The sequence below is a fragment of the Candidatus Dependentiae bacterium genome, assembly GCA_035445995.1.
Lineage (GTDB): Bacteria > Babelota > Babeliae > Babelales > Vermiphilaceae > DAOMRS01.
On record DAOMRS010000001.1, the window covers coordinates 801,589 to 822,360 of the forward strand.

Genomic DNA, 20,772 nt, shown 5'->3' on the forward strand with positions numbered 1-20,772 from the left:
TATTTATCATACTTAAAAAAGCTGTATTTATAAAGCAAAAAGCTTCTCTTTACTATTAGTAAGTCTATACTTGGTATGTTAAGTATCTCTTGAACTATAAGTATATTTTTATGATCAAAGAAGCATTTATAGAACTCCTTAAGACACTACCCCCTTTATCCATTGCCACCCTTGCACTTATCCTGGGCATTATAACCCAGCAGTATTTACCCGGTATAGCAATTTTTATATTGAGCACCATATTGATAATTATAGTTCCCCTTTTGATATACAAAAATACATTATCCCCAAAGTCCATCAAAGCAATTGCGCTTTTTGTCATTGTTTTTTTGAGTGGAGCAATAAGCTCAATCTACCAACAGAGTAGTTATGACCACTTTTATCATATAACACAAGAAAAGCCCTTTACACTTATCGGAAGCATAACTGACCTAGAAGAGACCCCTCATAATACCATGCACAAGCAGGTGACTATAAAAATCAATGAAATACAACCACATACTAGCTCATGGCAAAATTATTCAGGAAGCTTATACATATATACGAATAACACAGATAAGTTAAATATAGGTGATCAAATTTGCATACATAATATTCTTTGTAAAAAAACAAAAAACAATTCATTTGTCACTTATCTTATTAAACAAGGTATCGCTGGTTGCGTATTTGTAAAAAATCTAAATTATTACTTGATACATCCATCACCAAAATCTTGGAGATACTGGATTCATACAATCAGAAATCAAATACTTAAGCAATGTGCAAAAAAATTAAAAAATACCACATCAAGCCTGTTTGCATCGCTATTTTTAGGCAATAAAAATAATTATAAAAAAGAATTGGAACCCATGACACATCAGTTTCAAATGTGGGGGTTATCGCACTATTTGGCAAGATCCGGGCTACATCTAGTTATCTTTATAGCATTGTGGCATATGTTATTATCCATTCTTCCAGTAGCACTTATCCTAAAACAATTTATATTGCTGGCTCTTACTTTTCTATACGCAGCTCTTAGTTGGTCAAGCATCTCTTTTATACGAGCATTATCAACATTCACACTTTTTAAAATATGCACACTCAATAAAAGACAAGGACATGTTACACACCTACTAACACTTGTATGCATTATTACGCTTTTGATAAACCCAATTCAATTATTTTTCTTAGACTTTCAATTGAGCTTTATGCTTACCTTTGCACTAACATGGTTTAATTATATGCAGAGCAAGAAATTGACTTAAACATTTCATTCATTGACTATACCCCCCCTTTTTTTCTTATGATAATAAAGAATTTAAAAAAATTCTCAGGGGGACAATATGATGCGTATAAAAAAAATAACAACGTATTTCATGCTGTGCTATGTTTGCATCTCGTTTGGCAATAAAGCAATAATATCTGAGGATAACGCAATCGATATTGCCTTTGACTATCTATTATTTGAAAACGATCCCGATATACGAATAACCCAAGAACATACATCCGCTCTACGTTCAAAAAGTAATGCAAAAAAAGATTGGACATTTATAGCTTACATAGCAGCAGACAATGACTTGCGTAGCTTTGCATCACGCAACATTAAGCAAATGGCAAGCGTAGGCTCCAATGAAAACATCAATATATTAGTTCACCTAGATATAAAAACAAACACCAATCAAAAAATTACACACAGATACTTTGTAAAACAACAAGAACTTGTCCAGACCAACCCCAATGATATCACAACACAACGGATGGATAGCGGCAACCCAGAAACGCTAATTTCATGCTGCAAGTGGGCCATAGAAGAATACCCAGCTGAGCATTATGCCCTAGTTTTTTGGAATCATGGAACTGGACCAATAGATCCACCACATGGGAAAGTAATAAACCCAGCATCACTATTTAACTTTAACCCACTGCTCAACAAATTAGAACTTGACCGCTCAATAGGATTTTTAGAATTAATATCATATATACAAGAGGAACAACGCGGTGTTTGCTGGGATGATTCAACGGGCAATTATTTAAGTAATCAAAAAATAGAATATGCACTAAATACCATATGCCAATCATGTATGGAAGGAAAAAAATTTGATATTATCGGATTCGATGCATGTTTAATGGCAAGTATAGAGATTGCACATTTACTCAGAAATTATTGCAATTACATGGTCAGCTCACAAGAAGTTGAGCTAGGCACCGGCTGGCATTATCAATATGCCCTTGCGCCATTCCAAGATCAAAGCCTTTCTCCGGCAGCTTTTGCTCAACATTTGGTAGACGCTTACAAAAAAGCATATATGCAAATTACCAACGATTTTACTCAATCAGCACTTGACCTTTCAATAAGCCAAGAACTGGAAAACAATATTCATAGACTTGCAAACTTATTACTTAGCGCACTACAAAACCAAAAAAATAATTCAGTAAAAAATCTGATAAAATCAAGCTGCACAAAAGTATTATGCACACATTTTGATGAGCCAAGCTACAAAGATCTGCACCATATGTATTCAAATTTATTGCTAAATGTAAACAAAGTACGCCTTAGCAATCCGCGATCCACAGAAATCACACAAAAAGCCCTACAAAGTACATTGCAACAAGGACTGGGTATCATTGACAAAATGGTAATTGCAAACTCTACAGGAAAAAATCTCGCAAAAGCAAAAGGAGTTTCCATTTATCTACCCGATCAACGAATGCATAGCTCATACCGCAGCTCTCCATTTGCAAGGAATAACAATTGGCTTGCATTTATAGAACAAAATATACGCCTCTAATTATTCGCCTTTTGACACAAACACATTTATACTAGAGCACAGCTACCTCAAAAAGCAACACAAAACACGTTGCGCAACCGAGAAAAATCCGTTGCAAAAGTGTTGCGTTGCACAAAAAGCAACAAAAAGTTAATTTATGGATGCGAAAAAATTTAAACAAAACCTACTAGAAGAATTGTATGAGCCATACAAAAAATGCCTCCAATGCCCATTAGGAAATCTAGGCAGGACACAAGTGGTCTTTGGGCACGGCAACCCCGACGCTGAGCTCATGTTCATCGGAGAGGGCCCAGGGGCAGAAGAAGATAAGCAAGGACTACCGTTTGTAGGCCGCTCAGGACAACTACTCAATCGCATTCTGCAGGCTGTTGGATTGGATCGAGAAGAAGTATTTATTACCAACATAGTCAAATGCAGACCGCCGAACAACAGAAAGCCATTACCCACAGAAAGCGAAACGTGCAAAAGAATTCTCCTCAAAAAACAAATTCAAATTATACGCCCACAAGTAATCTGCACTCTTGGCTCAGCGGCAATTCAGGGGCTCCTGAATGATTATGGTCTGAAAATTACCCAAATACGCGGAAAAGAATTTACTTACGAAGATACCCGAGTAATACCAACCTATCATCCGGCATACATACTGCGCAATGCAAAAGAACTCCAGTTTCTCATGCAAGATATACAAACCGCAACCAACTGGCTCAAGCAGGACCAAGAAGTGCTTACATAGCCACCCTAGTCAAACCTATGGTTGATAAGTGGTGGATAAGTGGTTAATAAGTGGTGGATAACTGGTTAATAACTTTAGCCATACCTGTCAATACGACCAATAGATCAGGACTTATGAACGGCGCTCTTTTAATAGGTGCATCTAATGGCCACTTGCGAAGCCACCCAAAAATACATTAACCAGTTATTAACCAGTTATCCACCACTTATCAACCACATCGACAGGGGGAAAAAGTGGCTTACATCCAGGTATTTTTAATATTTTTTGGCAAGCTGGCACCTAGTTATCCACCAAGCCTATTATTATTCTTCTTATATATAAATATTTATTAATAAACTAAAAGTAATAATATCAAAATTTGTCGGAAGAAAATTTGGGGATTGTGTAGCCCTTGTGCAATGCTATTGTCGTGGTTTCTGTTGCCAGAAGGTTAAAGATGTATTACACTAGTTATACTTCCAATAAAAATGTATTTATGAAGCGCATACGTGCAAGACGTGGTCAGCTTGGCCACATTTCTTATTAACCCATAAATTATGAAGTGAAGGATAGCGTGAATCTTGCGAATGTCATTGAGGAACTTGTTGAAGAACGTGGCCTTGATCGCGACGTATTAAGTTCCATCATCTGCGAAAGTATGCTTGCTGCATATAGTAAAAAATACCCGGACCTGGTCCTTAGAGTTGACTTTGATTCTCAAACAGGTGAGCTTATTGTACAGGTTGAAAAAACCGTAGTAGCCACCGTGTCTGATGATGAGACTGAGATAAGTCTAAAAAAAGCCCGAAATATAGATAAAAAATTAAATGAGGGCGATAAGGTGTGGGTTTCATTTGACGGCAAAATTGGTCGAATTGAAATTTTGCGCGCAAAACAGGTGATTGCTAGCAGTATTCGCAAAATTGAGGCTGCGGCTATTTACGATGAGTTTAAAGAGCGAGAAGGCTCGATTGTTCTCGGCACTATTCATAAAATTGAACGCGGTGGCGTTACCGTGAAGGTTGATGATGCCTTTGCTTTCTTGCCAAAATCCCTTTCTGTTCCAGGTGAGAAGTTGGTTGCCGGCTTTTCTATTCGTGCATTGCTTAAGGAGGTCCTTGAAGAGCCTCGCAATGACAATCAATTGATTCTTGATCGCGCCTCTGAAGATTTTTTGCGCGAGCTATTCGAGCTTGAGATTCCAGAAATTTTTGAAAAACTTGTAGAGATTAAAAAAATAGTTCGGATCGCTGGCTATAAGTCAAAGGTTGTTGTTGCTTCGCACGATTCCAATATAGACCCGGTGGGAACTTGTGTGGGTGTTGGCGGTAGTCGTATTAAGCCAATACTCAAGGAGCTTGGCGGTGAAAAGATTGACATTATTGGCTGGAGCGATTCCCTTGAAACTCTTGTGCGCAACGCGCTAAAGCCCGCTCAAATTAGCCGCGTTGAGCTTTCTGATGATAATAAAGTTGCGCACGTATGGCTCGATGAGGATCAACGATCACTTGCTATAGGTAGAATGGGGCAAAACATTGCACTAGCGTCACGTTTGGCTGGAGTTGATATTCAGTTGATGAGTGCGGCGGGCGGGCGTGGTCAGGCTTCGTCAGATGAAATTGAAGAGTTCTCGGGTATTGATGAGGACTTTGAATAGAAAAATTATTAGATAAGGCTGGTGTAGAGCTATGCGAGTTTATGAGTTTGCAAAGCGAGTAGGTGTTGAAAGTAAAGAAGTTGTATCGGCTCTCCAGAAGGAGGGGTTTGCAATAGCAAATCACATGTCGGTCATTGATGGTGAGGCGCTTGTGTTTGTGCAAAAAAAATTTCAACCTGCACCAGATACACCAAAAGATACTCGAAAAAAAGATCAGTCAAAAAATACGCTAGCGCCAGCAGGAGAGCCTGTAAAAAAAGAAATATCTTCTAGGCCCAAAGACTCCGAGTTGACCAAAAGTGTGATGTCGGCAGACAAGCCTACAAGTGGGCAAAAACAATCAGTACCCAAAAAAGATAGGCACCCTGTGCAAATACAAAAAATCAGCACTCCAAGAAGATTCCAAAAAGATAAAAAAGAAGAACCTGCAAAGCCACAAGCGGTAATTATTCAACCCATGACAGTTGCAGATATCGCTCAAAAAGCAGCGCAACCCATAAATGAGGTTATTCTCACTTTGTTAAGGTGGGGAGTTGTAGCTGCTAAAAACCAAATTTTATCACAAGATATTGTTGCTCGACTTGCTGGTCATTATGAACTTGAAGTTGTTGAGCCAGAAGTTTCTTCAGAAAAGTTAAAAACATCTACAGCACAAGAAGGCTTGAATTTAAAGCCGCGTCTGCCAATTGTTACTGTTTTGGGCCATGTTGATCATGGAAAAACAACTCTTCTTGATTTTATTAGAAAAACACGCGTTGCGGCTCGTGAAAAAGGTGGTATAACACAACATATAGGTGCTTATGAAGCATCTACACCACAGGGAAACATTGTTTTTCTTGATACTCCTGGACATGCAGCGTTTTCAAAAATTAGGCAACGTGGTGTCAAGGTGGCAGATATAGCAGTTATAGTTATTGCGGCAGATGATGGAATTATGCCGCAGACTCTTGAAGCAATAGGGCAGGCAAAAGCTATGCACGTTCCTATTATTGTTGCTATTAATAAAGTTGACAAGGTTGATGCGGCTCGTATTGAGGTTATAAAGCGCCAACTTGCGCAACAAGATTTGTTGCCTGAAGATTGGGGTGGTCAAACTATTTGCGTGCCTATTTCTGCAAAACTTGGTCAGGGCATTGAAAGTTTGCTTGAAATGATCATTTTGCAATCACAAATGATGGAATTGCGTGCAAACTTTGAAGGTGATGCGCGCGGATATGTTCTAGAAGCAAAAATTGAAAAAGGTCGTGGCGCGGTTGCCACTGTTATTTGTCAGCATGGCACAGTTCGATTAGGTGATTATTTTGTTGCTGGTGCAACTGGTGGCAAGGTGAGCTCTCTTGTAGACTCTTATGGCAAGCGTTTAGTGGAAGCAGGTCCATCTATTCCGGTTCAAATTGCTGGATTCCAGGATTTAGCAGAAGCCGGAGATTATTTTGAGGTTGTGCCAAAAGTGGAATTTCGTCACGCGTTAACTGCGGCACAAGCTCGTAAATCTACGCCAACAAATAAATTGATTCAAGAAGGTGCATTAAATCTTCTGGTAAAAACTGATACTGATTCATCTAAAGAAGCGTTACTTGAAGCTATTAATAAATTATCCCGAAAATCAGAAGTTGGGTTTAATATTATTTATGCGAGCGTCGGTAATATAAATGAGAGTGATGTTGAGCTTGCGTTTAATACGGGTTCAAGCATAGTTGGTTTACACGTTAAGGCTGAAGCGAATGCAGCTTCTTTAGCGCAACGCCGAGCTATTTCTGTTGATTTATTTGATATTATTTACAAGCTTCTCGAGGACCTTGAAAAACGTGCAGAAGGTGCTAAAGAAGTTGAAATGGTAAATACAAAAATTGGTGAAGCCGAAGTGTTGCGTGTTTTTAATATAAAAAATGTTGGTGTTATTGCTGGCTCCATTATAAAAGATGGTCGTTTTGCGCGAGAAGGCTTTGTTATTGCATGGCGTGGTCGTGATAAGATTGGCGAGGGTAAAATTACCAGCTTGCAGCGTGATAAAAAAACAGTTAAAGAGGTTCATGCGGGCTTTGAGTGTGGTTTTATTATAGAAGGTATAGAAGACTGGATGCCTGGTGATCGCGTTGAATGTTTTATAAAGATACCAAAAAAATAATTATATTCCCCTTTGCATTCTATTGTAGTTTGTATACAGTAATTTTCTATTGTATCTACAATTTTCAAAGGGGATTTTTATGGTTTTTTTGTATATAAAAGTTATTTTTGCATTTAGTTTTTCGTTACTGGTAACATTTTATATAATTCCTATATTTCGCTCTATTGCTTTACGTTTTGGATTGGTTGATAATCCAAATGGTACACTCAAGCGACATAAAGAGCCAACTCCGTATCTAGGAGGGGTTGCCATCTATTGTGGTTTTTTATCAAGTTTGGTTTTTACTGTTCCTTTTGAAAACAATATGTTTTTATTTTTTGTTGGCATTACATTGTTGTTGTTTGTTGGGCTAACCGATGACTTAGCTCCACTTAAACCACATCAAAAATTGTTTGGCCAGTGTTTGGCCGCCTTTTGCTTTTTAAAATCTGGTTTTTATCTTAAAGAACATATTTTTTATAATTGCTGGAGTATGCCCATTTCATTTTTATGGATTATGACGATAATAAATGGATTTAATTTAGTAGATGTAATGGATGGGCTTGCAACAGCATTAGCAATTATGGCATCGATTTCTTTTTTTATAATTGCGTTGATATTGCACAATTGGGCTGTTGCAATCTTGCTTGCGAGTTTTACTGGAGCTTTAGTAGCGTTCTTATGGTATAATCGCCCCCCTGCGCACATGTATTTAGGTGATGCGGGCGCTTTATGGGTAGGTGGTTTTTTGGCAACGGTCCCTTTTTTGATTAATTGGGGAACTTATCAAATATATGGATTTGTTACACCGGTAATAGTATTGGGTATAGTTCTTCTTGAGGTTTTAGTGCTTATAGTTGTGCGTACCTGGAAGGGTATACCTTTTTATCAAGGAAGTCCTGATCATTTTTGTATATATTTACAAGAAAAAGGATGGTCAAAATATAACATCTTGCTTTATATTAGTATTTTATCAGCTATTTTGGGCATTATTTCAGTATTATTTGTCCTGAATATCATAACAATACATGAGCTGTTGCTTTTTGGTGGCATCATTTTTGTTATGTGGTTTTTCTTATTGTTAAAAAAGGGTTAATGTTAGCTAGTTTTTTAGTCATATTTTCTACCTGTAAAAACTGTTGCTTTTTTGTTGTTTTTTGCAAAAAGCAATCATTTTTTACAAAAAACACCGTAAATTGAGGTGTTTAGTTTTGTTGCTTTTTTGCATATTTCAAAAAATGTTGTTTTTTTATCGTATTGACGCAAACTTATACTACTTCTTAACTTAGGCTTTACTCCTCCTTAACAATAGGGGGTATGGTTAGAAGCACTGCTTACTGAGAGAGTGATAGACTAGGATCCTTGAAAGAATTTTCTACAATTCCTTCTTAGCTCATAGCTTTTAGGGTCTAGTCTATTACTAGCTCAACCATCTAATCTTCTATATATAATAGTTTTTTTGTTTTTGGTGATATAAGTTGCTTTATAGCATTTATATTGCGCATATCGTCTTCAAGACTGTCTTTTGGTGTTTCAAGTATTTTTGGAATATCAAAAAAACGTGGGTCATTGAATAAAAGCCTAAAAGCTTCTAATCCAATATTACCCTCACCAATATGTGCGTGCCGATCAACCCGCGAACCTAGAGTTTTCTTAGATTCATTTACGTGGATTACTTTTAGTTGTCTCAGACCAATTATTTTATCAAAATTTTCCCACATGGCATTGTATGTTTGTATTGTTCTAAAATCATATCCGGCAGCAAAAACATGACAGGTGTCAAAGCAAACGCCTAATCTCTGTTTATACTGAGATTGGTGCAGTATATGCGCTATGTGTTCAAAGGAGTAACACATAACACTTCCTTGTCCAGCCATAGTTTCAAGTAAGACAAGTGTTTTGCTTGTCGTTTGACTGAGTGCTATATCAAGGTTTTGAGCGATTCGTTGCAAACAGTCGTTTTCATTTGTTTGTAGGCATGATCCTGGATGTAATACAAAGTACGGAATGTCCAATTCAGCACATCGGTCTAACTCCATAATGACTGCGTCGATTGATTTTTTTTGTATTGTGATATCAGGAGAACCTAAATTGATTAGATAGGTTGCATGTGCTATGACGGGTGCTATGTTAAATATTTTTGCTGCCTCTTTGAATTCTTGTGTTTCCACTGAATTTAGTGGTTTAGCCCCCCATTGACGATTGCTTTTGGTGAACAGTTGTATAGTAGTGCAACCAATCGAGTGTCCGCGTTCGAGCGCCTGCACCAGTCCACCCGCAATAGACATATGAGCTCCTAGTAGCAAGCGATGTATTTTTGGGTTCATGTAATCCTTATGTTCAAAAGTTTCTTTTTCTACCGTACAAGTAAATGTATTTTGTGTCTATAAACATTGAAAACATGGTGATTTATGGTAAAATTCTAAGGTTGACAAATGAGCAAAAAGTAATAGAATTTTGACCATTTATAGGTAATTTAAAACAGCTAGGGCACTATTCTCATAGGGCGGATGATTAGGCTAATAGGGATTATTTCTTTTTCATCACTAGTTTCCACATTATAAGGGCCTCACCATGAATAAGCACAGCAGTCTAAGTCTACTCGTGTTATCTTTTCTTCTTTTTTGTATGCCAATATATGCAAAAATTAGTGGTAAGCAGGGAAATTTTGAATATGATTTTTCTGGTAAATTTAGACCGGAAATGTTCTATGGTAAAAATGTTAATTTATTGAACAATAACACTCCGCATGACCAGACGTGGTACATGCGCCATACGCTTGATGCAACGCTTGATGTTTTGTATGGTGCTGCTACGTATGATCGTCCAGTTGCAGAGGTTCTTTTTACACTCCGTAATAAAGCTACTTGGGGAAACAAAGACAGTATTACTCGTACGACTGATGCTGATATAAAAGATATTGACGTTGTGGGAAGTAGTCACAGCCACGCATTACCACGTCTTATTTTTTGGATGCGTGAGGGTTGGTTGCGTTTTGATTTAGAAGCTGCAATGGGACTTGGATTGGTAAATAAGCACGATTTTACTATTGGAGCTTTTCCTTTTGAACTGGGTCGTGGTATTGCACTTGGTGATGCATATGCAGTAAATGGTGGTGTTCTTGGTTTTTATACTGATAACGTAGTTGATCAATATGCATTTGGTGCAAAGCTTTCTGGCGAAATTGTTAAAGATATTTTGTATTACGATTTATATACCGCTATTTTGCAGAATAATAGTAGTAGCTTTGGTGACATTAATCGCCGTATTTTGGGGCAGGAATATGGCAAACGTCTTAAGCCAGAACGTGGCTTTGGCAAGATTAATTATGTGGTAGCTGGCAGATTTCAATGGTATGTATTTGATAGTGAGAAATTTGGCACGCTCATGTTAGAGCCATACGGATTATTCAATAATGATCCGGAGCAAAAAGTAGAATTTTTAGGAGATGCAAGTAGCCGTTTAGGAACTATTGGGGCAGCATTAGAATATGAACATCGAGATATTATTGATTTTGGTTTTGAATATGCCTTGAATCTTGGTAATCAAAAAGTTAAAGGTTGGGATCGTAATTCAATTAGATTTGCTATAGATGCTGATACTGGCTTTGTCAAAGAAGTAAATACACACGTAGTAAATGGCAATGGTAATGATGTTACTTTTAATCCAGCAAGTAGCAGTGGTAGAGCCGTGCAAAAAGCTATTAATGAGTCGTATCAAAATGAAAGTCAAAATAGCCAAGAATTTGCGGTAGTTGATGGCATGGAATTGATTAATAAATCAAATCGTTTTCGCAATCCATATACCAATATTTTTGAAGGTTGGATGTTTGTAGCAGATTTTTCTACATGGATTTACAAAAAAGACCTCAAACTTTCTATGGCAGTTGGCTTGGCATCTGGTGATGATAATCCAAATGAAGAAACAATAGATGGTAATTATACTGGATTTATTCCACTACAAAGTATTTATTCAGGTAAACGTGTACGTAGTAGTTTTGTTTTAGGGGGCAAGTTAAGACGCCCACTTGAAGCTCCGCAATTTGAACAAGCGCCAAGCAAATTTGCACAAGAAGTTTCTGATTTTACCAATTTGATTTATACCGGTATGGCTCTTGATTGGGAACCAAAAGGTTGGGAGAAAAACTTTAAACTCAATCCAAACGTACTTGCATATTGGCAAGAAAAACCAACGCGTAAATTTGATGCATTCACTAAAACATTTTTAGATGAACTTGCAAGTACCTACCTTGGTCTAGAGTTGAACCTTTTTGCACATTATTTCTTGCTCAAAGATCTTAGATTATTTTTTGTAGGCGCAGTTGTATTTCCGGGTTCTCATTATACAGATATTAAAGGTATTCCTTTGAATGCTGAGCAAGATAGAGCTTTAGATCGTCTGGATGCGGTAGCTGGGAATGATAGAATTCCTAATTTGGGTGATGATACTGCATTTACCTTTAACCTTGGTTTAGAATTTAAATTCTAATTTATGTACTACATATTGAGAGTTATGTAGTTAGGACTAAATATGCAAAAGATTGAACGAACCACAGGATGTGGACAAATTGATAGTACATTTCTAGGTAAAACAATTTGTTTGGCCGGCTGGGTTAATAAACGACGCGATCATGGTGGACTAATTTTTATTGATATACGCGATCGTAGTGGGTTGATGCAATTGGTGTTTAATCCTGCATTTAGTAGCAATGCGCATATAGAAGCTCATACGTTGCGCTCTGAATATGTAATTGCAATATGTGGTAAGGTTGTTGAACGTTCACCAGAAACAGTGAATAAAGAGTTAGCTACAGGTGCATATGAATTACAGGTTGAGCAACTGACTATTTTAAATGCTGCAAAAGGCTTACCATTTACATTGGAAGAGGCTGAGCATGTGGATGAAGAGCTCCGTCTGAAGTATCGTTATTTAGACTTGCGTCGACCATCTATGCGCATGAGGTTTGCACTGCGCAATGATATTATTTTTGGTATGCGTGAATTTTTACACGGCGATGGTTTTTATGAAATTGAGACCCCTATTTTAACAAAGAATACACCAGAAGGCGCTCGAGAATTCTTGGTTCCATCACGCATGCATGCAGGGGCTTTTTATGCATTACCACAATCACCACAACTTTATAAGCAATTATTGATGGCAAGTGGCATGGAGCGATACTTCCAAGTAGCACGTTGTTTTCGTGATGAAGACTTGCGTGCGGATCGCCAACCAGAATTTACCCAACTCGATCTTGAGATGTCATTTATTCAAGAACAAGATATTCAGGATGTTATGGAGCGCTTGCTCAAATATGTATTTAAAAAAGTATTCAAACTCGATCTTGCAATACCCATCGAACGTATGACATATGATCATGCATTTGCAAATTATGGTTCAGACAAGCCAGATTTACGCTTTGATTTAAAAGTTACTGATGCAACGCCATTATTTGCAAACACGGAACTTAAATTCTTGCGCGCAGTGCTTAATGATGGGGGTAAGGTTGGTGCATTACATGTGCGAGGACAAGAATTTTCTCGTTCAGAATTGGATAGCTGGGTAGACAAAGCACAAAAACTTGGTGCAAAAGGTCTATTGTGGATTCGTATCAAAGATGAAAATACTATTGAATCACCAGTATCAAAATTTTTACCGCAGGACTTTTTTGAACAAGCACAACAGTTGGTTCCAACTCTTGCACATGGTAGTGTATTGTTCTTAGTTGCAGGACCATATAAAAAGGCATGGGAAACGTTGGGTAGGTTGCGCCTTGAACTAGCAAAAGAAATGGATCTAATTCCGCAAGATATGCTTAAATTTTGTTGGATTACTGACTTTCCATTATTTGAATATGATGAAGATGCTAAGCGCTGGAACGCGATGCATCATCCATTCACCGCGCCACAAGCAGGATGGGAAAACCAACAACCAGGTGACATGAAAGCGCGTGCGTATGATATTGTGCTCAATGGTATTGAACTTGGTGGTGGCTCTATCCGTATTCATGATCGTGCTATGCAACAAAAAGTTTTTGATTTATTGGGATTGACTCAAGAACAGACGGAGAAAAAATTTGGCTTCTTGCTGGAAGCGCAAGAACTTGGTTTTCCACCACATGGTGGCATAGCTCTTGGTCTTGATCGGTTCTTGATGTTGCTTACTAAGTCACAATCCATTCGTGATGTTATCGCATTCCCTAAAACACAGCGTGGTAATGATCCGTTAATGGAGGCACCTACTACGGTTGATCCTGAACAGTTGCGAGAATATGGGCTGCGTTTTGTGCCGATAGCAAAGCCTGAAAATAACAAAAAAGAGGTATAAAAGTTACCATTGTAACGATTAAACTTCTTTTCTATGCAATAAGAAACATGGGAGTAGAGCAATACCTGCCCAATTATGTTTTTATATTTCTTATTAACCTGAAAATAAGCCATGATAAAGCTTAAAATGGAGGACATTTCTATGTTTGCTAAAAAATTCGTTATCATTAGTATTCTATGTTCGTTTTTTGCAAATGTATTATATGCAGCGCCAACAACACAACATGGTGTTACCCTTACGGTAGTTGCCAATGATGTACCATGTATTTTTATCAGAGATACACTTGGGTTACCTGATATTGATTACACAACAAAAAATATTCGCCCTGTATTAGTTGGCATTGCCAATAATAGTGGGGAGCCAGTAGTGATTTGCCCACAATCGTTTGGCGATGTGATATTGAATTATGAAAATGTAGCAAAACAATGCTTTTATAAAAGCAAGCTGGCATCACTAGGTTTTGTGTTAGGTAGTGCTTTGTTAGTGGGGTGTAACATAGAAAAGAACAGACGAGATCTTATTGAGCAGGGAATTTTTTCTATGGACAATAATGAGTGTAGTTTTTCCCAAGCATGCTATCTTACTTTTTTTGGAGATAGGAATTTATATATAAATTTAATAGATAAAGATTTTAAGCTGCTCCCTATAACTAAATATCTTGGGTACGCTGGTCTTTTAGCGACGCCATTTTATTGGTGGTATGTACATCAATATAACAATAATATTGATGCTATTTTAAAAGAATTTGTACTGCATCAAAAAGAAATGGTTGAGTCCGGCAATAAAATAGAAAAAATTATATTCTTGGATGCAACAAAGTTGTCTGAAAACCAAGAAGTACAATGCAATATACGCATAGAAAATGGTGTGGCATATTTTGATATCAAAAAATAAGTATAATGTGGGTTTATGATGAAATATGTAAAACAAATTTTAAATATAGTACTGGTTACACTGATCAGTTGTACAGTTTCATTGCAAGCGCAGATATTTAAAAATCAAAGAAATAATATTGATCTGACCATTGTGGATTATATGGATAATCAGGATGCTATCCTTTATTATAAAGAGGGTCAGGTGATTAGGGCGAATGATTTTATGACAAAAGGGGCGCACCCTTTATGTATTATGGTAGTAAATAATTCTGATAATTTTATTGAAATAAGCCCAAAATCTATTTTTTTAGCGCAATATTTAATTTCGAAAGATACCAACTTTATATTACCGGTTTTTCTTTTTTGTAGTGTTATAACTATAGGTGTTACTGGAGCATATGCTTGGAGTGACTATAAAGATTTTCATCCGTATGGTTTTTTTGAGAGAGCAAAAAGATCTGTCAAGTTTGGGATGACAGTTACATTGTATTCTACTATTGTGTCTGGGTTAATTAATTTAGAAAACAGTCAATTGTTTATGAAAGAATATATTTTACATAAATCAATGATTATAGCGCCAGGTGAGAAAATTGAGACTTTTATACTTCTTGACAGCAAATCATATAAACGCTTGTTTAACTTCCGTGTATTTGCCAAAGATACACAAGATATAGCTGCCGTATTTGATGTTGACCTGCGTACTGCTTAAGTAGTATTATACCGTACATATGAATTTCACTCTTTTTTAGGGAGCTTGATATGAAAGTGTACGTAAGCATATTATTGAGCATGTTTATTTTTAGCACATATGCACAAGAATTAGTAACTACCAATCTGCAGCTTGTTACACAAAATGTAAGCATTGCTGGCCGAATGATAAACATACAAACGTTACTAGATGCTGGTATACAGCTTGCACAACTTATTGTGACAAATAACTCACCGGAACCTATTACTATTTCAACTGATTCATTTAATATTCCTGTGCAGGATGTTTCATGTATACAACATGCTGCAATATCAAAGGCTATTGGATTATGGGCTGGTATGTTTGTGCCAGGATTTTGGTGTTACATGTTTCCGCAAAAGGCTCACAAATTATTTGGTTATATTAGCCATAAAATTTCATTAGCATCATGTGTTGTTGCACCATATTATTGGTGGACAATGTATGCAGAAAATAAAGCGTTATCTGCAGCATTTTTTTATAATCAAGCTACTATAGAACCAGGTACAACATATATAACTTATGTACTGCTTGACGTGGAAAGTGCGCAGGGCGTAGAAATTGTTCTATAATCTAATTTTTTATATACGTTTGCACAATAGATCCAATAACAACTAATAAAATGTATCCTTGATAATGTAGATGCGGAATGATCGCAATGCTAGATACCCCAGCTAAGGATCCTGCGAGCAGCAGTTGTGGCGCATATGGCAATATACCCTGACAAACACATGCAACAATATCAATAAGGGAAGCTACACGGCTTTTGGCAATATCAAATGAATCGCCAATTTTTTTTGCTACCGGGCCAGTAACTAAGATAGCAATAGTATTGATAGCAACAGCTGCATTTACCAAAAATACTAAAATACTTATATATAGTTCTGCGCCACCTTTGGTGTGAATACGTTTGCGCATATGAGTGAGCAAATATTCAATGCCCCCATTATATGCAACAATGTGCGAAAGAGCTGCAACCAACAGTGAAAGGATAAGAACTTCTTGTATGCCACTCGAGTCTTTTACAAATCCTTCTAAAATAATACCGGTGCCACGTGTAATATCAAAAGTGCCTTGCCAAATACCAATGGCAACGGCAACAGATGTACCAATAATGAGTACGGCAATAACATCAAGTCCAAGCAGCGCAAACAAAAATATGAGCATATAAGGGAGTGTGGTAATGATGTCATTTAGATTGAGTGTTGTCAGTGTCAACAGTGTGCTATCGGGTGAACTATATTGATTGATAATAAATAAGGTAATTATAGTTAGGAAAAATGCGGGAGCAACCAATCGTAGGTTTATTCTGAATTTGTCCTTCATTCTGGCACCGGTTGTTTGTGTCGCGGCAATAGTAGTGTCAGAAATTATGGATAAATTATCACCAAGCATTGCGCCACTTACCACAACACCTGCCATGAGTGCAGGATCAACACCAAGTTGATGTGCGATTCCCATACCAATAGGAACGAATGCAGCAATAGCACCCATAGATGTGCCAATTGCTGTAGCAAATAAACTGACTATAATAAAAAACCCGGGCAAGATAAAATTATTTGGAATAATATATAGCCCGAGATTAACAGCTGCATCCAAACCGCCTATTAATTTAAGTGTGTAACTGAAGACTGCACTGAAAATAAAAATATAACACATAGCAAGGACGGTGGGTTGAGCGCTGCCTTCTATCCCAATTTCTACTTTACGATTGATGGATAAATTTTCTTTAAACGTAAAAAAGGAGACGGTAATCGCAAGTAAGCAAGTGAACAATGGTGAGAGTGCAGAATTAAAAAAGATTGCAGAGGTTAGAAATAAACCCACAAATACTGCAAATGGCAAAAGGGCTATACTATGAGTTGCCTGAATAGGTCTATTCATCTTTGTCCTATTTTTGTGTACAGTACAAATTATTAAAGTTTTGTTTTATATAATCATAGCATTATATCAAGTTATTGATATAGTCTGGATATCAAAAGGTACGCTATAAAGCCAGAGGGAGCGTAGATATGAAGATTGAAAGAATACGTGGGCGTGAAATTTATGACTCTAGAGGTTATCCAACCATAGCATGTGATTTGCTATTGCATAACGGTTCATTGGTGACTGCTTCAGTGCCGGCTGGCGCATCACGCAGTACTCATGAAGCAAAAGAACTACGTGATGGAGGAACGCGGTTAATGGGTCTTGGAGTACAAAAGGCTATTGAAAAAATAGAAACGATGATAGCTCCTATGTTTATTGGTAAAGAGCCCAATATTGTAGATATGGATATTAAAATGCTGCAGCTTGATGAAACGGATGATAAGAGCAATCTTGGTGCCAATACTATGCTCGCAGTTAGTATAGCAATATGTCGTGCACAAGCAATTGTTGAAATGATGGATTTATATGAGTTGTTGGCACACCTGTGCGAGTTTGAAGCAGTTAGTTTGCCCGCTCCTATGCTTAATGTTATTAACGGTGGACTGCATGCCCACAATAATTTATCGGTTCAGGAAATTTTAATTATTCCATCAGGTATGGATTCATTTAAAGAAGCAATGGTATTTGGTGCAACAGCATATCATATATTAAAAAATTTATTACATGAGCATGGTAAATCAACTGCAGTAGGTGATGAGGGTGGCTTTGCGGCGTCATTCGCAAATACACAAGAAGCATTAGGCTTGGTCCAGCAAGCAATAGAGCAAACAGAGTCTTTATGTGGTGGTGTTGGAACTATTGGACTCGATATTGCCGCTTCGCAATTATATGATCCAAAAAGTAAACGCTACACTATTGATGGGCAATCATTGACAACAAATGAATTGATTGCATGGTATATGCAATTATGTGATGCATATCCAATAACTGCACTTGAAGATGGTTTACATGAAGATGATTGGGATGGCTGGGAACAGATGAGTGAAGTGTTACAGACTAAAGCAACCATTATTGGTGATGATATTTTTGCAACAAATCCACAACGCATTTACAAAGGAATAGAAGCAGATGTTGCACAAGGTGTTATCATAAAACCAAATCAAGTTGGTACGGTAACTGAAACGTTACAAGCAATACAGTTATGTGATGAAAGTGGTATACAAATTATAGCATCACATCGCTCAGGTGATACAAATGATACATTTATAGCAGATTTGGCTATTGCTGCGAGTGCAACATACATAAAAGCTGGCGGCTGTTCACGTGGTGAGCGCATGGCGAAATATAATCATATCCTTATGATCGAGGATGCGCTGACTTCTTCTTATGAGAAGTTGTAAGTAAAGGATTTCCATCTTGAGCTACCAACTCCTTCAATCGTTGTGATTGTTGTTGTTCTTGGCGTGCCACTATACGCTCTTGTTTGCGTGCCTGCCGTCGAGCTCGATAATCTGACTCTTCGTGTTTGCCATTTTGGAATTCATCTTTTTCCAAGAATCGTTCCATGGTATCTTCTGCCTGTGTTCCGGTTTTGAAGAACCATCGTGTTATCGGGTCTCTTAACCCATCGAATAATTCGCCTTGTTGTGAATATTCTTTGGCAATATCTATATAGTCTCGTGTATATTCACTAATTCCACGACGCAGGCGTGGTTGAATTATAGTAGGGGATATAAATACTGTTAAATTATTTTTTATAGTTGACCCTGCCCTATTTTTGAAGAACCAACCCAGAATTGGAATTTTACCAAGTACCGGTGTTTCTCTTTCTAACTGTTCATCCCGCGAAGTAATTAATCCACCTAATGCTAAAATACTACCATTTTTTACATTTGCATTAGTAGTAACAATACGGTTTATTTTTGCATCTTGTAAGCCAAAAAAGGCCTGAATTTCAATATTCACACCAAGGTTTACTGTGTCATCAGCGCTGATACGCGGTGTGATTTTAACTTCTAATAATGCATCAACATATTTATTTTTAATATTAGCTGCCGTGCTACCAAGTTGTGATTGGTCACGCAATAAACGCGATTCTCCAACTTTGATGACAGCTTCTTTATTATTAGTTGCCATAACATGCGGATGAGAAATAATTTTTGTATGACCAAATGATTGCAGTACTTGGAGTAAACTCCATGTTTTACCATCACTATCATTGAAAGATATCAATGAAGTTCCGGCAGGCACAGTTGCTGCATAACTTTGCGGATTGTCTTGAGCATCGGGATACGCACTAGATAATCTAAGTAAATCAGCTGCTACGGTGGTTGGATTAGTATCTGAGTTTAATATTGGATTGGTCAGTTGTGCTGATTGCACATTTACATCACTTGGATTAGGAAGTTTATCTGGATTGCGTGTTTGTTGACCAAGTTGTCGTTCATCATCGATAATCAAATCAGCAATGAGCACCTCAATAAGTACTTGCGGCTGCGGAATATCTATTTCTTCTAATAATTTTTTGATGCGTTTCCAATCATCATTACGTGCAGCAATAACTAGCTTGTTGCCACCTTCATATTGATAGCCTGGAGTTTCTTTATCTCCTACTTGTTCTGGTCTGTCAGCTTTGATAACAACTTCATCAAAATAGCGCTCAATACCACCAGGTTGTTGCTGTGCGGCTTGTGCTTGCCCTGTACTTGCTCGCTCAGCTTGTACAACGCGTTGCAGTACATCAGCAACTTGCACGGCATCAAGATACTGCAGTTGAAATATATGTAATATTGATCTACCGGAATCAAGGGTTACATCAATATATTCGTGAATAAATTCCTTTAAGCGGTCTACTGCTTGTGTACGTCCAAGTACAATTAATGAATTGGTACGCAAATCGGGAATTATACGTGTATATTGAGAAAAATAGGTATCAACAGCCTGTTTGCGTGTATCAAGACGGTAGCGATTGATGCCTGTTTGTTCATTGGGTCTGAGAATTTGTTGATTAAAAAGGTCGGCAATCAAAGGAGCTTCAGTGTGTTTTAATTTAATTATTTCCATTTTTTCATGAAATCCTGCTTGATCGAGTTCGCTAATGATATGCATAATTGACCTAATATCATGCGATTTGCCTACTACAATTATAGCATTACTTGCTGGATCAACTTCAAATATGGTGTCTGGTTGCATGAGTTCTTTAAAAATAATAGCAAGCTCATTATCTGCTTCTTTTGATGCTTGGATGTTGGTTAAATAATGTACAAATCGAATACGTTGATCTGAATTAGGTAGATCCTTAATATTTGTACCAATAAATACGGGTAATGGTTCTTTGCCTATAGTAGGTGATGTAGGAACAATTGAATAAATATCATCTTTGGGCACCATGCTAAAGCCAGCTACTTCAAGTACGGTGAGCAAAATATTCCATGCTTCTTGTAATGAAAGTTTTTTTTCTATATCAAGCGTGACCTTTGCTTGTATAGCATTGCCCCCTTGTGGCAGCACAACATTAATATTTTTTTCTGCAGCTATAAGATTAATAATATTAATTAAATCTTCATCTTTGTATTGAAATAAAAATGTTTTTTTATTATTTCTTTTTTTGTCTTGTTTAGTTGTAGTCACTGGCTCAGTAGTTGATTCTGTTTGTATATCAACGGCATATACATATGATTGCATGCTGAAAAGTAGAATAAATATTACATATACATTCATGCGCATCCCCCTT

15 protein-coding genes are annotated in these 20,772 nt (G+C 37.2%); 12 read left to right on the forward strand and 3 right to left on the reverse strand.

Going from position 1 to position 20,772, the window contains the following annotated elements; genetic code table 11:
* Positions 1-110 precede the first annotated feature (110 nt).
* The 6 genes from PK943_03900 (at position 111) to PK943_03925 (ending at position 8,340) form a co-directional block, all read left to right on the forward strand.
* The gene (locus tag PK943_03900) at positions 111-1,244 is read left to right on the forward strand and encodes a ComEC/Rec2 family competence protein (GenBank protein ID HRN78357.1); all 1,134 of its coding nucleotides are present in this window, start codon (positions 111-113) and stop codon (positions 1,242-1,244) included.
* A gap of 78 nt (positions 1,245-1,322) precedes the next feature.
* Positions 1,323-2,768 carry a clostripain-related cysteine peptidase gene (locus PK943_03905; GenBank protein HRN78358.1) on the forward strand — a complete coding sequence of 482 codons (1,446 nt, stop codon included), beginning with the start codon at positions 1,323-1,325 and terminating at the stop codon, positions 2,766-2,768.
* A 136-nt stretch (positions 2,769-2,904) separates the two neighbouring features.
* Positions 2,905-3,501, forward strand: coding sequence for a uracil-DNA glycosylase (locus PK943_03910; protein ID HRN78359.1), 597 nt, complete (start codon positions 2,905-2,907; stop codon positions 3,499-3,501).
* Positions 3,502-4,054: 553 nt separating this feature from the next.
* Positions 4,055-5,137: a transcription termination factor NusA gene (nusA, locus tag PK943_03915; protein HRN78360.1), complete on the forward strand. Its 1,083-nt coding sequence runs from the start codon at positions 4,055-4,057 to the stop codon at positions 5,135-5,137.
* 31 nt (positions 5,138-5,168) lie between these two features.
* Positions 5,169-7,265, forward strand: a complete 2,097-nt coding sequence (gene infB, locus PK943_03920) for a translation initiation factor IF-2 (GenBank protein ID HRN78361.1) — start codon at positions 5,169-5,171, stop codon at positions 7,263-7,265.
* A 79-nt stretch (positions 7,266-7,344) separates the two neighbouring features.
* Complete coding sequence (locus tag PK943_03925) at positions 7,345-8,340, forward strand: MraY family glycosyltransferase (protein ID HRN78362.1); 996 nt, start codon at positions 7,345-7,347, stop codon at positions 8,338-8,340.
* 337 nt (positions 8,341-8,677) lie between these two features.
* On the opposite strand, the gene PK943_03930 is transcribed toward PK943_03925, so the two are convergent.
* Entirely contained in the window at positions 8,678-9,571 is an 894-nt protein-coding gene (locus tag PK943_03930; protein ID HRN78363.1) for a deoxyribonuclease IV, read from the reverse strand.
* A 247-nt stretch (positions 9,572-9,818) separates the two neighbouring features.
* On the opposite strand from PK943_03930, the gene PK943_03935 reads away from it, so the two are divergent.
* The 5 genes from PK943_03935 (at position 9,819) to PK943_03955 (ending at position 15,742) form a co-directional block, all read left to right on the forward strand.
* A complete protein-coding gene (locus PK943_03935; GenBank protein ID HRN78364.1) occupies positions 9,819-11,732 on the forward strand; it encodes a hypothetical protein in 1,914 nt (637 codons plus the stop codon).
* Positions 11,733-11,774: 42 nt separating this feature from the next.
* The gene (gene aspS, locus PK943_03940; protein ID HRN78365.1) at positions 11,775-13,568 is read left to right on the forward strand and encodes an aspartate--tRNA ligase; all 1,794 of its coding nucleotides are present in this window, start codon (positions 11,775-11,777) and stop codon (positions 13,566-13,568) included.
* Between the two features lie 141 nt (positions 13,569-13,709).
* The gene (locus PK943_03945; GenBank protein HRN78366.1) at positions 13,710-14,462 is read left to right on the forward strand and encodes a hypothetical protein; all 753 of its coding nucleotides are present in this window, start codon (positions 13,710-13,712) and stop codon (positions 14,460-14,462) included.
* Between the two features lie 15 nt (positions 14,463-14,477).
* On the forward strand, positions 14,478-15,152 hold the full coding sequence (locus PK943_03950) for a hypothetical protein (protein HRN78367.1): 675 nt from the start codon (positions 14,478-14,480) through the stop codon (positions 15,150-15,152).
* Positions 15,153-15,202: 50 nt separating this feature from the next.
* Positions 15,203-15,742: a hypothetical protein gene (locus PK943_03955; protein ID HRN78368.1), complete on the forward strand. Its 540-nt coding sequence runs from the start codon at positions 15,203-15,205 to the stop codon at positions 15,740-15,742.
* A gap of 1 nt (position 15,743) precedes the next feature.
* On the opposite strand, the gene PK943_03960 is transcribed toward PK943_03955, so the two are convergent.
* A complete protein-coding gene (locus PK943_03960; GenBank protein HRN78369.1) occupies positions 15,744-17,054 on the reverse strand; it encodes a Na+/H+ antiporter NhaC family protein in 1,311 nt (436 codons plus the stop codon).
* 128 nt (positions 17,055-17,182) lie between these two features.
* On the opposite strand from PK943_03960, the gene eno reads away from it, so the two are divergent.
* On the forward strand, positions 17,183-18,439 hold the full coding sequence (gene eno, locus PK943_03965) for a phosphopyruvate hydratase (protein HRN78370.1): 1,257 nt from the start codon (positions 17,183-17,185) through the stop codon (positions 18,437-18,439).
* Here the strand turns inward: eno and PK943_03970 are convergent.
* Positions 18,396-20,759: a secretin N-terminal domain-containing protein gene (locus PK943_03970; protein ID HRN78371.1), complete on the reverse strand. Its 2,364-nt coding sequence runs from the start codon at positions 20,757-20,759 to the stop codon at positions 18,396-18,398. The genes eno and PK943_03970 overlap by 44 nt on opposite strands.
* Positions 20,760-20,772: the final 13 nt, after the last annotated feature.